General features: G+C 72.2%; 12 protein-coding genes. 8 read left to right on the top strand and 4 right to left on the bottom strand.

The annotated features are described in order from the left end of the window. Window positions 1-15: 15 nt before the first annotated feature. A complete protein-coding gene (locus ACTIE5_RS09360) occupies window positions 16-1,590 on the bottom strand; it encodes an ABC transporter substrate-binding protein (RefSeq protein ID WP_439549432.1) in 1,575 nt (524 codons plus the stop codon). 153 nt (window positions 1,591-1,743) lie between these two features. Here ACTIE5_RS09360 and ACTIE5_RS09355 point away from each other — a divergent pair, with 153 nt between their 5' ends. Continuing rightward, window positions 1,744-2,421: an SIMPL domain-containing protein gene (locus tag ACTIE5_RS09355; RefSeq protein WP_439549431.1), complete on the top strand. Its 678-nt coding sequence runs from the start codon at window positions 1,744-1,746 to the stop codon at window positions 2,419-2,421. An 11-nt stretch (window positions 2,422-2,432) separates the two neighbouring features. Here ACTIE5_RS09355 and ACTIE5_RS09350 read toward each other — a convergent pair whose 3' ends face one another. From ACTIE5_RS09350 to ACTIE5_RS09340, 3 genes are all read right to left on the bottom strand, one after another. Continuing rightward, complete coding sequence (locus ACTIE5_RS09350; RefSeq protein ID WP_439549430.1) at window positions 2,433-2,825, bottom strand: nuclear transport factor 2 family protein; 393 nt, start codon at window positions 2,823-2,825, stop codon at window positions 2,433-2,435. An 88-nt stretch (window positions 2,826-2,913) separates the two neighbouring features. Beyond that, a complete protein-coding gene (locus tag ACTIE5_RS09345; protein ID WP_439549429.1) occupies window positions 2,914-3,537 on the bottom strand; it encodes a DsbA family protein in 624 nt (207 codons plus the stop codon). 103 nt (window positions 3,538-3,640) lie between these two features. Next, window positions 3,641-4,498 (bottom strand): glycosyltransferase, encoded by an 858-nt coding sequence (locus ACTIE5_RS09340; protein ID WP_439549428.1) that lies wholly within the window; start codon window positions 4,496-4,498, stop codon window positions 3,641-3,643. 278 nt (window positions 4,499-4,776) lie between these two features. Here ACTIE5_RS09340 and ACTIE5_RS09335 point away from each other — a divergent pair, with 278 nt between their 5' ends. The 7 genes from ACTIE5_RS09335 to ACTIE5_RS09305 all read left to right on the top strand — a co-directional run bounded on the left by ACTIE5_RS09335 (window position 4,777) and on the right by ACTIE5_RS09305 (window position 13,998). Next, the gene (locus ACTIE5_RS09335) at window positions 4,777-5,172 is read left to right on the top strand and encodes a hypothetical protein (protein WP_439549427.1); all 396 of its coding nucleotides are present in this window, start codon (window positions 4,777-4,779) and stop codon (window positions 5,170-5,172) included. Window positions 5,173-5,385: 213 nt separating this feature from the next. After that, entirely contained in the window at window positions 5,386-6,138 is a 753-nt protein-coding gene (locus ACTIE5_RS09330; RefSeq protein WP_439549426.1) for a GntR family transcriptional regulator, read from the top strand. Between the two features lie 96 nt (window positions 6,139-6,234). Beyond that, on the top strand, window positions 6,235-8,820 hold the full coding sequence (acnA, locus tag ACTIE5_RS09325) for an aconitate hydratase AcnA (protein ID WP_439549425.1): 2,586 nt from the start codon (window positions 6,235-6,237) through the stop codon (window positions 8,818-8,820). After that, a complete protein-coding gene (locus ACTIE5_RS09320) occupies window positions 8,817-9,728 on the top strand; it encodes an alpha/beta fold hydrolase (protein WP_439549424.1) in 912 nt (303 codons plus the stop codon). The genes acnA and ACTIE5_RS09320 overlap by 4 nt, the downstream gene beginning before the upstream one ends. A gap of 231 nt (window positions 9,729-9,959) precedes the next feature. Continuing rightward, entirely contained in the window at window positions 9,960-12,296 is a 2,337-nt protein-coding gene (locus ACTIE5_RS09315) for an ATP-binding protein (protein WP_439549423.1), read from the top strand. After that, complete coding sequence (locus ACTIE5_RS09310) at window positions 12,293-12,931, top strand: 2-hydroxychromene-2-carboxylate isomerase (protein ID WP_439549422.1); 639 nt, start codon at window positions 12,293-12,295, stop codon at window positions 12,929-12,931. Before ACTIE5_RS09315 ends, ACTIE5_RS09310 begins: the two co-directional genes overlap by 4 nt. After that, complete coding sequence (locus ACTIE5_RS09305) at window positions 12,928-13,998, top strand: NAD(P)H-dependent flavin oxidoreductase (protein ID WP_439549421.1); 1,071 nt, start codon at window positions 12,928-12,930, stop codon at window positions 13,996-13,998. Before ACTIE5_RS09310 ends, ACTIE5_RS09305 begins: the two co-directional genes overlap by 4 nt. The last annotated feature ends 8 nt before the right edge of the window (window positions 13,999-14,006 follow it).

Below are 14,006 nucleotides of genomic sequence, written 5' to 3'. Positions count from 1 at the left end.
AGGTGGCGTGGCGCCTCACTCCACCTTCACCAGCCACAGCCGCAGCCGGTTGTCCGGCGCCTGGCGCAGGTCGATCCCGCGCCGGGACGCCCAGGCGATGGGCTGCTGGAACAGCGGCACATGCGCGATCTCCGCGCGTTCGATCGCCAGCGCGTCGCGGATGAAGCCGCGCCGCGCCGTTTCATCCGCCGCTTCCGCCGCGCGCTCCACCAGCGCGTCGAAGGCGGCGTTGGACCAGCGGCCGTAGTTCAGCCCGCCCGTCGTCCGCCCCGCCGTGCGCAGCACCTCGTTCAGCGTGGAATAGCTGTCCGCCAGCGGCAGCCCGGCATGGCCCAGCAGGTAGATCGAGAAGTCGCGGTTGGCCGTGCGGCGGGACCAGACCGCGGTCGGCTCGCTCTGCAACTGCAGGCGGATGCCGACGCGCGCCAGCATGGCGGCGATCGCCTGGCAGGTGCGTTCGTCATTCACGTAGCGGTCATTCGGGCAGACGATGCCGACGGTGAATCCCTGCGGATACCCGGCCTCCGCCAGCAGGCGCCGCGCACCATCGGGGTCGAAGGGCAGGCGGCCGTTCAAATCCTGCGGCGCGCCGGTCAGGAAGGGGCTCACCATCATCCCCGCGGGCCATGCCTTCTCCCGCATCACCGAACGCACCAGCGAATTCACGTCGATCGCGCGGTAGATCGCCTCCCGGACGCGGCGATCCTTCAGCGGGTTGCGGCCGCGCACGTCGGAATACAGCAGCTCGTCCCGCTCATGATCGAAGCCGAGGTAGATGGTCCGCAGCTCCGGCCCCTCGATCACCTGCACGCGGTTGTCCTGCAGCAGGCGCGGGATGTCCTGCAGCGGCACCTCCACATTCGCATCGATGGCACCCGACAGCAGGGATGCCGTCCGCGTCGCCGCGCTGCGGATCGGCTGGAAGGTCACGCGCGTCAGATTGTGGACGGGCCGGTCCCACCAGCCCGCATGGGGCTCCAGCACCGTGCGTTCATCCGGCCGGCGCTCCGTGATCCGGAAGGGGCCCGTGCCATTCGCCACGCGCGTCGCGCCGCTTTCCTGCTGCCCGGACAGATTCGCGGCCTCCGCCGCGTTGTTCGCGCGGCTCCAGCCCTCATCCATGATGAAGAACTGCGTGATGGAGGCCGGCAGGATCGGGAAGGGGCGATGCGTCTCGATCTCGATCACATGGCTGTCGACCTTGCGGACCTCCTTGATCGCGCCCAGCAGACCGCGCGCCATGGAGCCCGGCGAATTCACCCGCGCCCAGGTGAAGACCACGTCGTCCGCGTCGAAGCTTTCCCCGTTGTGGAACACCACGTTGCGCCGCAGATTGAAGCGCCAGATCGTCGGCGTCGTGCGCTCCCAGCTCTCGGCCAGCGCCGGCTCGATCTCGATCCGGTCGTTGTGGCGCACCAGCGCCTCATAGACATTGCCCATGAAGGTGTTGGTGAAGGTGTTGTTGGAGCTGTGCGGATCCAGCGTCAGCACATCTGCGTTGAACGCCCAGGTGAAGTTCCGGGCTTCCGCATCCCGGGACGCGATCGGCGCCGCCAGGGCGAGAAGGGCGGCAAGGGCGAGGTTACGCATGCGGCGTGGTTCTCCGGCGGCTTGGAAGGGACCTAGCGTCCGTCCGCATCGCGAAGTCGTCAACCGCCTTCCGAACATCGCCACGCCGCCGCCCCCATGTCGCCATGCCCCGGCTGTAGCGTCGCGCCGATCGCCATCCCAGGACAACGCCCGATGCACCGCCGCCTGCTGATCCTCGGCGCCGCCCTCGCCACGCTTCCCGCCCTGGCCGCCGCGCAACCGGCTGCGCAGCCCATCGAGACCACGCTGCATTTGTCGGAGACGGCGGAGGTGTCCCGCGCGCCGGATGAGGTGGTGGCGACGCTCCGCGCCGAAGCCCGTGCCCCCAGCGCCGCCGCGGCGCAGGAAGCGGTGAACCGCGCCATCGCCGCCGCCGTAACCCGCGCGCAGGCCACGGCCTCGGTCCGCGTCTCGACCGGCGGCTACTGGACCGGACGGCAGGAGGAAGGCCGCGCCTGGCAGGCCGCGCAATCCGTCACGCTGCGGGGCGGGGAGGCTCCTTCCCTGCTCGACCTGGCCGGCGCACTGCAATCCCAGGGCCTGGCGCTGCAATCCCTCACCTGGACGCTGACGCGCGATGCCGCCCGCGCGGCGCGGGAGGAAGCGTCCCGCCTGGCGCTCGATGCGCTGCGCCGCCGCGCCGATGCGCTGGCCGCGCAGCTCGGCCTGGCGGTGGCGGGGCTGCGGGAGGTCCGCGTCGATGCCCCGGACCGCGCCCCCCGCCCCATGGCCGCGATGCGCGCCAGCAGTGGCCCCGCCCCGGTCGCGGTGGCGGAGGATGTTGTGGTGCCGGCGACGGTGGAGGCGGTGGTCGTGCTCCGCCCGCGCTGAGGCCGTCCCCGTCAGGCGGTCATCGCCTGCCTTACCATCGCCGTGTCCACGTATTGCCGCATGCGCGCGATCTTCCCGTCCCGCACCTCATAGAGGTGGACGAATTCGGCGCGCATGGCCTTGCCGGTCGCCTTGTAGGTGCCGGAATAGACGCCAAAGGCGGCGACGCGGTCGCCATCCTCCATGAAGCTGTGCACCGTCGCGCGGTAATCCACCCATTCGGTGCCGAGGCGCTGGAAGACGCCGGCGATGATCGCGGCCGGGCCCACATAGGTGCCGGCATAGGGGAAGCCTTCCGCCTCCGTCCATTCGGCATCCGGCGCCAGGGCGGCCAGCAGGTTGCGGCCATTCTCCTCTGACGATCCCTCATAGGTCGCGCGGATCAGGTCGAGATTCGCGCCCATCAGCGGCGGGCCCCAGGGCGGGCGGCGGTGGTACCGGGCATGGTCGTCATCGGGTCTCTCTCCTGGTGAGGGGGGGTGAACGCGCAGGTCAGCCCGCGCGCAGGCTGGCGATCAGGCCATCGGCATCACCGAACAGCCCATTCGCCGGCACGGCGCGCCGGGCGTCGCCGCTGCCGGCCAGCAGCGCGGGGACGCCGGTGATCCCGAAGCGCCGCATCGCCGCGCGCCCCTCCGCCATCTGGCCGCGGCAGGCGCCGATCAGCGCCTCATCGGGCGCGCGGAGGCGCAGCGCCGCCTCCTCCATCCCCAGCGCCGCCAGCACCGCGGCCAGCACGTCGGTATCCGTGGTGTCGCGGCCCTCGACATAGCGCGCGGCCTGGATCGCGCGCAGCGCCTCCAGCCCCCGCTCGGGCGGCACGGCGGCCAGGGCCAGCGTCGCCGGCCCGGAATCGAAGGGCCGCGTCGTATCGGCCAGGATTTGGCGCCGATAGGCCTCGCTGAAGGGCTGGCCGGTCAGGCGCGCGATGCGCTGGTCGTTGGACCAGGCATAGGCGGCGAAGCCAGGCTCCATCGCCCGCGCGCCATCCCCGGCAAACAGGCCGACCGGCAGCAGGTCCAGCGCGAACCCCGCCTCCCCCGCGATGCGTTCCAGCACGGAGGAGGCGCCGTAGCACCAGCCGCAGAGCGGATCGAACAGATAGGTGATGCGCATCGGACCTCCGGGGGCAGGGGGCCGGGAGATGGCACCGCCCGCCCGCGCCTTGAAGCGGCACGATCAGGACGGACCGTTCACCCTGGCTGGACGATCCCCGAAGTCAGAGCGCTCTGCGTCGCCCGCCGATCCAGGCCAGCGTCCCCGCCAGCGCGCCGAGATCCCCCACCAGCTTCCGCCCCCGCAGCGTCGCGGCGTGCCCCAGCGCCTTCCCCCCATGCCGCGCCGCCATGCGCCAGGCCTCCGCCCGCACCCTCCCCCCATGCAGGTCGAGAAACAGCAGCCGGGACCAGGCCATGTGCCAGGCCTTGCGCCAGGTCACGCGCGCGGACCCGCCGGAGGATCGCCCCCCCTCATGCGCCACGCCCACCGCGGGTTCCACCAGCACGCCGCCGGCGCGCAGGCAGATGTCGTCATCCTCGTAGAACAGGAAGAACCGCTCATCGAAGCGCAGCCCGTCCTGCGGCCGCAGCAGCAGGCAGGCGCCGGAGGCATAGTCGGCGCAGAAGGCGCCCTCCGGCCAGGGCTCGCCATCCCGCCGCCCGGCCATCCGCCGGCGGCGAAGCTGCGACGCGTTCCAGGACCGCACAGGCCGCCCTGCCCCGTCCAGGATCAGCGGCGCCACCAGCCGCGCCCCCGGCCAGCGATCCGCCGCCGCCACCAACCCAGCAATGGCGGCCGCAGTCAGGCGGGCATCGGGATTGGCCAGCAGCGCGAATTCGGTCGAGACCCGGTCGATGCCACGATTGCACCCCACCCCGAAGCCGAGGTTGGACGTGTTCTCCACCACCACGGCCCCCGGCCGCGCCGCGCGCACCGCCGCCACTGTCCCGTCCGGGCTGGCATTATCCACCACCACCAGCGCGACCCCCGCCGGCAGCGCGGCCAGGAAGCCGCGCATGGCATCCTCGCTGGCCCAGGTGACGGTCACGATCGTGACGCGCGAAAGGGAGGCATCCATCCACGCCCCCCTGCCACGCCCCGGCGCGCCGGGGCAAGCGCGCCCTCCGCCCGGAGTCGGCGCGCGACGGCAATCCCTTCATGGGAGGGTCACGCATGGCTTCGTATATGATCGGACGATGATGTGTGGATAAGTCAGGAACAGAAGCCGAATTCGGGTGTTTTGAACAAAGATGACAAAAAACGCAGGGCGGACCTGCCCATTGAATGCATGCAAGCCGCCCACTTATGCGCTAGACCGCCTTCTCTGATGGCAACTCGGTGACGGAAAAGACTCGAATGGGTGTCGTGATCGGGGAGGTGGCGCGCAAACTAGGCTACCGCCCGGGGATGGCCTGCGCGGTACTGGGTGCCCCGCAGGGAATGACCTTTGGACTGCCGAACGGGGCAACCGCCGCTGCGGACCTCATCCTGGCCTTCGCCGCGGACAAGGCCACGCTGCGCTCGGTCGCGCCGCGCGCGCTGAACCTCTACGGCATCGGGGCGCGGCTGTGGTTCGCCTACCCGAAGAAAACCGGGCCGGTGCGCTCCGACCTCGACCGTGACCATGGCTGGGACCCGCTGACCACCGAAGGCCTTCTGCCCGTCACGCAGATTGCGCTGGACGATACCTGGTCCGCGCTGCGCTTCCGGTTCCGAGAGGAAATCCCGAAGGTCATGCGCGCAGGCGCCTGACCTGGGCAACGGGAACCGGGTCCAAACGGGAACCGGGCCCAGGGGCGGGCCCGAAGCGGGGCCAGCGGCGAAAGGCGAATGATGTGGCCTTTCGCCCGAAGCCCGATTAGCGTCGGTCCCCGCCCGCTTCCGCGCGGCGACGCCCGGATGCCCGCATGAACCACGCCCGCCCGACTCATGCACCAGTGAATCACCCCCCGTGAATCACCCCCGATGAACCACGCCGCGGGATCGCCCCGCCCGGCCCCCGACCTCAACCGCAGCGCCGTCGCCCGCTACCTTCAGCTGGCGACGCTGTTCCGCCACCGCGTGGAACAGGGCGCCTGGCCGGCCGGCAAGCAGATCCCGACGGTCGATGAACTCGCGGCCGAATGCGGCGTCGCCCGCGCCACCATCCGCCAGGCGCTGGACCAGCTCGCCCAGGAAGGCCTGATCGAGCGCTTCCGCGCCAAGGGCACCTTCGTCCGCGCCACGCCGCCTGATCGCCTCTGGTGCGATGTCGAGACCGACTGGAACGGCCTGCTGCGCTCCCGCGAAGGGGCGGAGATCGAGATCCTCTCCGACCACCCGAACCAGGATGGCAGCGTCGCGCCGGTCCATGCCGGCCAGCCCGCCCCCAGCTACCGCCACCTCCGCCGCCGCCACTGGCGCAACGGGCAGCCCTTCCTGCTGGCGGATGTGTGGATGGATGACCGCCTCTCCGCCAAGGTCACGGCCGAGGACCTGGTCACCAAGACCAGCCTGAAACTCGTCGCCGGCCTGCCCGGCATCACCATCGCCGAAGCCCGCCAGACACTGACCATCGGCAGCGCGGATGTCGAAACCGCCGCCGCCCTCCAACTGCCCCTCAACGCCCCCGTCGCCCACGTCCACCGCACCGCGATGGATGCGGACGGCACCACCCTCCTCATCGCCAACGGCATCTACCGCGGCGACATGGTCCGGATCGACGTGAAGCTCCGGTAGCGGGTCCGCCGACCCCTGGGATCGTCCCCTGGGATGGACCCCTGGCATGGGGGGCACGGAGGGAACAGAGTTCCCCCGCATCACCCGCAGGACCTCATGCCCCCCACCACCCGCCTCGGCCCCTACCGCAGGATCGACCTCCCCGCCGCCGCCGGCGCGTCGCTGCCCCGCATGCCATGGTCCCACCGCATCCTGCTGGAGAATCTGCTGCGCTGCGCCGATGCGGAGACCGCCCGCGCCGGCCAGGCCGCGCTGCTGGCCTGGCTGGAGACCGGCCGCAGCACGGAAGAAATCCCCTTCGCCCCCGGCCGCATCCTGATGCACGACACCACCTGCGGCCCGGCGCTGGTGGATATCGCGGCGATGCGGGACGTGCTGGCGCAGGCCGGCGGCGATCCCGCGCGGCTCAACCCGGCGGTGCCCGTCGCGACCTCCGTCGACCATTCCGTCGCGGTGGACCTGGCGGGGACGCGCGCGGGGCTGGCCCACAACATGGCGCGGGAGATGGAGCGCAACGCGGAGCGCTACCGCTTCATGAAATGGGCATCGCAATCCGTCACGGGCTTTCGCGTCTTCCCGCCGGGCACGGGCATCATGCACAGCATCAACCTCGAACGCCTGGCCACCGTCGTCACCACGGAGACACGGGGTGGCGAGTCCTGGGCCGTGCCGGACACGCTGGTCGGCACCGACAGCCACACCCCCATGGTGAACGCCATCGGCGTGCTGGGCTGGGGCGTCGGCGGGATCGAGGCCGAGGGCGTGATGTTCGGCGTGCCTGTCGCGCTGCGCATCCCGGATGTCTTCGGCGTGCGCCTGGTGGGCGCGCTGCCGGATGGCGTGCTGGCGACGGACCTCGCGCTGGTCGTCACCGAACGCCTGCGCCGCGCCGGCATCGCGGGGGAATTCGTGGAGTTCTTCGGCCCCGGCGCGGCGACGCTGACGGCGATGCAGCGCGCGGTGGTCGCCAACATGGCGCCGGAATATGGCGCCAGCACCGGCTGCTTCGCGATCGATGGCGCGACGCTCGATTTCCTTCGCGCCACCGGGCGGGATGCGGGCCAGGTCGCGCTGGTGGAAGGCTATGCGCGGGCCAATGGCCTCTGGGCCGATCCCGATGCCGATCCGCGCGTGACGGACATGATCGAGATCGATCTGTCCACGCTGCGGCTTTCCCTGTCAGGGCCACGGCGGCCGCAGGACCGGCTGGAGACGGCGGCCGTGCCCGCCGCGCTGGCCCAGATGCGTGGCGCGGCGACGGACACGATTCCGGCCGATGCCGTGGCGATCGCCGCCATCACCTCCTGCACCAACACGACCGACACCGGCCTGCTGATCGCGGCGGGGCTGCTGGCGCGCAAGGCCCGCGCGCTGGGGCTCTCGACGCGGCCCTGGGTGAAGGCGTCGCTCACGCCCGGTTCGCCCGCCGCCGAACGGCGCCTCCGGCGCGCCGGCGTGCTCGATGACCTGGAGGCGCTTGGCTTCGCCATCGTCGGCCATGGCTGCGCCACCTGCATCGGCAATGCCGGGCCGCTGCTGCCCGATGTGGCGCAAGCGGTGGAGGAACAGGGCCTCAAGCCCATCGCCGTGCTGTCCGGCAACCGCAATTTTCCGGGGCGCGTCCACGCGCAGATCGATGCCGCGCTGCTCGCCTCCCCGCCGCTGGTCGTCGCGCATGCCATCGTGGGACGCGCGGGCATCGACATCGCGCGCGATCCGCTGGGCCATCGCACGGATGGCCGCGCCGTGACGCTGGCCGATCTCTGGCCCAGCGCCGCGGCGGTGGAGGCGCTGCTCGCCACCGCGATGGACCCTGGCGATGTGGAGGCAGCGGCGCGGGAGGCCGAGGCCGCCGGCCCCTGGGCGGGGCTGGTGGCGCCGGCCACGGCGCGCTTCCCCTGGGACGCCGCCAGCACCTATCTCCGCCCGCCGCCCTTCGTGACGCTGTCGCCGCCGCCGGCCGGGGCCTTCACGGCGCATCCGCTGCTGGTGCTGGGCGATGACATCACCACCGACCACATCTCCCCCGCCGGCGCGATCCCGCCCCGCAGCGATGCCGCGGCCTGGCTGGTGGAGCGCGGCGAGGATCCGCGGGATCTCAACGTCTATGCCGCGCGGCGCGGGAATTGGGAGGTGATGCTGCGCGGCCTGTTCACCAATCGCACCGTGGTGAACCATCTGGCGCCCGGCGCCGCCCCCGGCCACACCATCCATGCGCCGAGCGGCGAGACGCTGCCCGCCTGGCGCGCCGCCGCGCGCTACGCGGCGGAGGAAACGCCGGTGGTGATCATCGCCGGCGAACGCTACGGCACGGGGTCATCCCGCGACTGGGCGGCGAAGGGCGCGCAGCTGCTGGGGGCGCAGGCGGTGCTGGCGAACAGCTTCGAACGCATCCACCTCGCCAACCTCATCGGCATGGGCGTGCTGCCGCTGCGCCTGCCGGAGGGATGGCGGCCGGCGACGCTCGGCCTGGTGCCCGGGGATACCGTCGCGGTGGCGCTGGACCCGGATGCGCTGGTGCCGCGCGCTTCCATCGCCATCACGATCCACCGCGCCGATGGCCGCGTGCAGCACGGCACCGCCACCGCGGCTCTGGATACGGCCAGGGATGTGGCGCTGATCCGTGGCGGTGGCATGATCCCCACCATCCTGCGGCAAGCGCGGGAGGGGGAAACACCATGAGCGACGATCTCCTGCCCGGCTGGTCCGACCAGTTCGTGGAAACGCCGGGCGGCGCCCGCATCCGTGCCCGCCGCGCAGGGTCCGGCCCGCCCTTGCTGCTGATGCACGGCAACCCGCAAAGCCACGTCATCTGGCACCGAATGGCGCCGGAACTGGTGAAGCATTTCGACTGCGTGGCGATCGATTTGCGCGGCTATGGGGACAGCACCGGGCCCGGCGACCTGTCGCTGCCGTATTACGATGCCGCCGACTACACCTTCCGCGCCATGGCGCAGGATGCGGTGGCCGTCATGGCGCATTTCGGCCATGCCCGCTTCAATGTCTGCGGCCATGACCGCGGCGGGCGCGTGACGCACCGCATGGGGCTCGATCACCCTGATGCCGTGATCCGCGCCGCCATCATGGACATCCTGCCCCAGCGGCATGTCTATGCGAACATCACCAAGGACTGGGCGATGAAGTCCTGGCACTGGGTCTTCATGCCGCAGGAGGAAGGGCTGCCGGAGCGGATGATGGAATCCGTGCCCGCCGACTGGTTCATGGCCCGCAAGATCGGCAAGAAGGGCATGGGCATGTCGATCTTCGACCCGCGCGCCGTCGCCGAATACGTCCGCTGCTTCACGCCGAAGACCATCCGCGCCTCCTGCGCCGACTACCGCGCCTGCGCGACGCTCGACCTCGCCATGGACAATGCCGATTACGAGTCGGGGAAGCGCCTTGCCTGTCCCGTTCATGTGCTGTGGGGCCGGCTGTCCCATACCCAGGCGGTGTTCGACAACGTGCTGCCGGTGTGGGCCGACTACGTCACGGGCCCGCTGTCCGGCCGCGCCGTCCGCAGCGGGCATTACCTGGCGGAACACGCGCCGGAGGAGGTGCTGGCGGAAATCCTGCCCTTCTTCCAGGGATAGGCCCCCCCATCACGCCCCCCCATCACGCCCCGGTGAGGAGGCGCGTTTCGTTGCGGGGCGCGCCCCCTCGCGCTTGCCCGCATGCGGGGCGCGGGGCATGGAGGCTGCGGTGAGCGCGAACCCAATCCTCGCCGGGGGCTGACCGTGACGATATCGTTGCCCCTGCGCCCGAAGCCCCCGGGGGAATCGCCCAGCGGGACGAAGTCCCGGGCGGAAACTCCCGGCCGGCCGGTGCAATGGCACCTCGCGCTCTTCGCCGCGGTGCTGGCGCTGCCCATCCTGGTCTTCGTCGCCGGCCTGCTGTGGCGCGTCGGCAACGTGGAACGCGCGCGGCTGGAGGGTGAGGCCCTGGCCGCCGCCCGCAGCGCCGCCGTGGCGGTGGACCGCGAATTGGCGGGGCTGTCCGCCATGCTGAACCTCATCACCCTGTCCCAGCCCCTGCGGCACGGGGATCTGCCGGCCTTCCATGCGCAGATGGTGGAATTGCAGGACAGGCTCGGCGTCACCGCCGTGCTGCGGGATTCCGCGGGCCGCCGGCTGGTCAATGCGCGCCTGCCCTTCGGCGCCCCGCAGCTCGCGACGACCCTCCCCGCGCCGCAGGCGGATGGCGCGCGGCCGCGGCAGACCATGGTCTCCGGCCTGTTCCAGGGCACGGCGGAGCGGGAAGCGCTCTTCGCCATGGAAATCCAGATCTCCCCGCTGCACCCCGGTGAGGGGCCGGCCTTCCTCAGCCTCAGCCTGCCGGTGACGCGCATCCGCGACGTGCTGGCGACCGAAGGCCTGCCAGAGGGCTGGACGGTGGCTGTGGTGGATGGGCACGACACGATCCTGGCCCGCAACAGCCGGCACGATGAATTCGTTGGCCGCCAGGCCACGCAGGACCTCCGCGACAACACCCGGGGGCGGCACGGTACCTGGCGCGGCACCACCGCCGATGGGCGCGCGGTGCTCGGCACCTATGTGCGGACCTCGCTGGCGGATTGGCGCGTCGCGGTCGGCGTGCCGGACCATGCGCTGGCGGAACCGCTGCGCCGGTCCCTGCTGCTGCTGGTGGCGACCGGCGCGCTGCTGGCGCTGGTGTCCCTGCTGCTGGCGCTTGCCTTCGGCCGCCGCATCGCCGCCCCCCTGCAGGATGTGGCCGCCAGCGCGCGCGCCATGGGCGAGGGCGCCGTGGTGCCCCCGGTCGCGAGCGGCATCCGGGAAGTCGCGCAGATCGGCGACGCGCTGGCCGCCGCCTCCGCTGTCCTGCATGCGCGGGAGGAGGAGCTGCGGCGGCTGAACGAGGCGCTGGAGATGCGCGTGATGGAACGCACGCGCGACCTGGCGGAGACCAATGCCCGCCTGATCGCCGCCGCCACGGGGCGCGAGAGGGCGGAGGAACAGCTGCGCCAGGCGCAGAAGATGGAAGCCGTGGGCCGCCTGACCGGCGGCGTGGCGCATGACTTCAACAACCTGCTGACCGTCGTCCTCGGCAACCTCACCTTGGTGAAGCGCCGCCTGGACGACGCCACCGATACGCGCATCCGCCGCGGCATCGATGGCGCGATCGAGGGTGCGCAGCGCGCCGCCTCCCTCACCGCGCGGCTGCTCGCCTTCTCCCGCCAGCAGCCCCTGGCCCCGGAGGCGGTGGATTCGAACCGGCTGGTGGCCGGCATGTCGGACCTGCTGCGCCGCACGCTGGGGGAGGATGTGGCGGTGGAGACGGTGCTGGCCGGCGGCCTCTGGCGCGCGCTGGCGGACCCGAACCAGCTCGAATCCTCGCTGCTGAACCTGGCGGTGAATGCGCGGGACGCGATGCCGGGCGGCGGCAAGCTGACGATCGAGACCGCCAATGCCTATCTCGACGAAGCCTATGCGGCGGGGCGGGAGGAGGTGCGGCCGGGCCAGTATGTCGCGATCTGCGTCTCCGACACCGGCGGGGGGATGCCGCCGGAGGTGGCCGGGCGGGCCTTCGAGCCCTTCTTCACCACCAAGCCGGTGGGCAAGGGCACGGGGCTCGGGCTCAGCCAGGTCTACGGCTTCGCCAAGCAGTCCGGCGGCCATGCCGCGATCTACAGCGAACCCGGCCATGGCACGACCGTGAAGCTGTACCTGCCCCGGCTGCGGGAAGGCGACCTGCCGGCCGATGCGCCGACCGTGGTGGCGCTGCCGGCGATGGCGCGCGACGGCGCCGGCCGCCTGCTGCTGGTGGTGGAGGATGACCACATGGTGCGGGATTTCGCCGTGACGGCGCTGGAGGAAGGCGGCTTCCGCGTGGTGGCCGCCGCCGATGGCCCCCAGGCGCTGGCGGTGCTGGAAGCTCATCCCGGCATCACGCTGATGTTCACCGACGTGGTGCTGACGGGGCCGATGAACGGCCGGCAGCTGGCCACTGCCGTGCTGGAACGCCGCCCCGGCCTGCCCGTGCTGTTCACCACCGGCTATACCCGCAACGCCATCATCCACCACGGCCGGCTGGATGAGGGGGTGCAACTGCTCGGCAAGCCCTATTCAGCCGCGGCGCTGGTGGCCAAGGTGCTGTCCCTGCTGGACGGGCCGGATGGCCCCCCGCCGATGGATGCCGCATGACGCCCTCCGCCGTGACCCTCGACTGGTATTTCGACCTCGTTTCCCCCTTCGCCCACCTGGCGCTGCCGCGCGTGCTGGCCCTGGGGGGCGCGCTCGGGCGGCCCGTCACGCTGAAGCCGATCGTGCTGGGGGCGGTGCTGGCGCATTGGGGGCAGCTGGGCCCGGCGGAGATCGCGCCGAAGCGCCGGCAGACCTATCGCCAGGTGCAGTTCCTGGGTGGCCGCGCGCTGCGCTTCCCCCCCGCCCATCCCTTCCGGTCGCTGGAGGCGCTGCGCCTGGTGACGGCGCTGGGCGCGACGCCGGAAGTCGTCTCCGCCGCCTTCGCCTTCATCTGGGCGGAAGGCCGCGACCCGGTGGTGGAGGCGACGGCCTTCGCCGCGCAGCTCGGCGTGGAGGATGCCGCCGCGCTGGTGGCCGGGACCGGGGCGAAGGAAAGGCTGCGGGAGACGACGGCGGAGGCGATCGGCCGCGGCGTCTTCGGCGTGCCGACCCTGGCGGTGGGGGATGAGCTGTTCTGGGGCGCCGATGCCATGCCGATGGCGGAAGCCTACCTGGCCGATCCCAACCTGTTCGAGACGCCGGCGATGCGGCGCCTGGATGCCCTGCCGATGGGCGTGGAGCGCGTGACGCGATGATGAGCCCCCTGTCCCGCGCGGAGGCCTTCTGCGCCCGCTTCGGCCTGCGCATCCCGATCCTGCTGGCCCCCATGGCCGGCACCTGCCCGCCCGGGCTTTCCATCGCCGTCGCCCAGGCCGGCGGCATGGGCGCCTGCGGCGCGCTGATGATGGGGCCGGATGCCATCCTGGACTGGGCACGCAGCGTGCGCGGCGCCACCAACGGCGCCTTCCAGATGAACCTCTGGATCCCCGATCCACCACCGGCCCGCGACCCGGTGCGGGAAGAAGCGCTGCGGCAGTTCCTGGGCGGTTGGGGCCCCGCCGTGCCGCCGGAAGCCGCCGATGCGACGCCGCCCGATTTCGAGGCGCAATGCGAGGCGCTGCTGCAGGCCGCCCCCGCCGTGGTGAGTTCGATCATGGGCGTCTATCCCGCGCCCTTCGTCGCCCGGCTGAAGGAACGCGGCATCGCCTGGTGGGCCACCGTCAGCACGGTGGCGGAGGCGCGGGAGGCCGAGGCCGCCGGCGCCGATGTGGTCGTGGCGCAGGGCATGGAGGCCGGCGGCCATCGCGGCGCCTTCGAAGCCGCGCGCGCGGAGGCCGCGATGGTCGGCCTCTTCGCCCTGCTGCCCGCGGTGGTGGACGCCGTCCGCGTGCCGGTGGTGGCCACGGGCGGCATCGCGGATGCCCGTGGCGTCGCGGCGGCCCTGGCATTGGGCGCTTCCGCGGCGCAGATCGGCACCGGCTTCCTGCGCTGCCCGGAAGCGCGGATCCCCGCCCCCTGGGCCGATGCGCTGGCGACGACGCCGCCGGAGGGCACCGCCGTGACCCGCGCCTTCAGCGGCCGCGCGGGCCGGGGCATCGCCACCGCCTATGTGAAGGCCGCCGCCGCGCCGGACGCACCGCCGCCCGCGCCCTATCCCGTGCAGCGCGGCCTGACCCAGGCGATGCGCGATGCGGCGGTGGCGGCGGGCGACATCGACCGGATGCAGGCCTGGGCCGGGCAATCCGCCATGCTGGCCCGCGCGGAGCCCGCCGCCGAGCTGGCGCGCGCGCTGTGGGAGGATGCGCGCCGCCTGCTGGCGTGACGCGCAGG

This window comes from Falsiroseomonas sp. (genome assembly GCF_051859025.1).
GTDB lineage: Bacteria > Pseudomonadota > Alphaproteobacteria > Acetobacterales > Acetobacteraceae > Falsiroseomonas.
Note: the sequence above shows the minus strand (reverse complement) of the source record. Positions and strands in the feature narration are given on the sequence as shown.

What these genes read in the sequence shown, in the direction of transcription:
- ACTIE5_RS09360 (WP_439549432.1), bottom strand. Translation starts at nt 1,590, where the DNA reads ATGCGTAACCTCGCCCTTGCCGCCCTTCTCGCCCTGGCGGCGCCGATC.
- ACTIE5_RS09355 (WP_439549431.1), top strand. Translation starts at nt 1,744, where the DNA reads ATGCACCGCCGCCTGCTGATCCTCGGCGCCGCCCTCGCCACGCTTCCC.
- ACTIE5_RS09350 (WP_439549430.1), bottom strand. Translation starts at nt 2,825, where the DNA reads ATGGGCGCGAATCTCGACCTGATCCGCGCGACCTATGAGGGATCGTCA.
- ACTIE5_RS09345 (WP_439549429.1), bottom strand. Translation starts at nt 3,537, where the DNA reads ATGCGCATCACCTATCTGTTCGATCCGCTCTGCGGCTGGTGCTACGGC.
- ACTIE5_RS09340 (WP_439549428.1), bottom strand. Translation starts at nt 4,498, where the DNA reads ATGGATGCCTCCCTTTCGCGCGTCACGATCGTGACCGTCACCTGGGCC.
- ACTIE5_RS09335 (WP_439549427.1), top strand. Translation starts at nt 4,777, where the DNA reads ATGGGTGTCGTGATCGGGGAGGTGGCGCGCAAACTAGGCTACCGCCCG.
- ACTIE5_RS09330 (WP_439549426.1), top strand. Translation starts at nt 5,386, where the DNA reads ATGAACCACGCCGCGGGATCGCCCCGCCCGGCCCCCGACCTCAACCGC.
- acnA (WP_439549425.1), top strand. Translation starts at nt 6,235, where the DNA reads ATGCCCCCCACCACCCGCCTCGGCCCCTACCGCAGGATCGACCTCCCC.
- ACTIE5_RS09320 (WP_439549424.1), top strand. Translation starts at nt 8,817, where the DNA reads ATGAGCGACGATCTCCTGCCCGGCTGGTCCGACCAGTTCGTGGAAACG.
- ACTIE5_RS09310 (WP_439549422.1), top strand. Translation starts at nt 12,293, where the DNA reads ATGACGCCCTCCGCCGTGACCCTCGACTGGTATTTCGACCTCGTTTCC.
- ACTIE5_RS09305 (WP_439549421.1), top strand. Translation starts at nt 12,928, where the DNA reads ATGATGAGCCCCCTGTCCCGCGCGGAGGCCTTCTGCGCCCGCTTCGGC.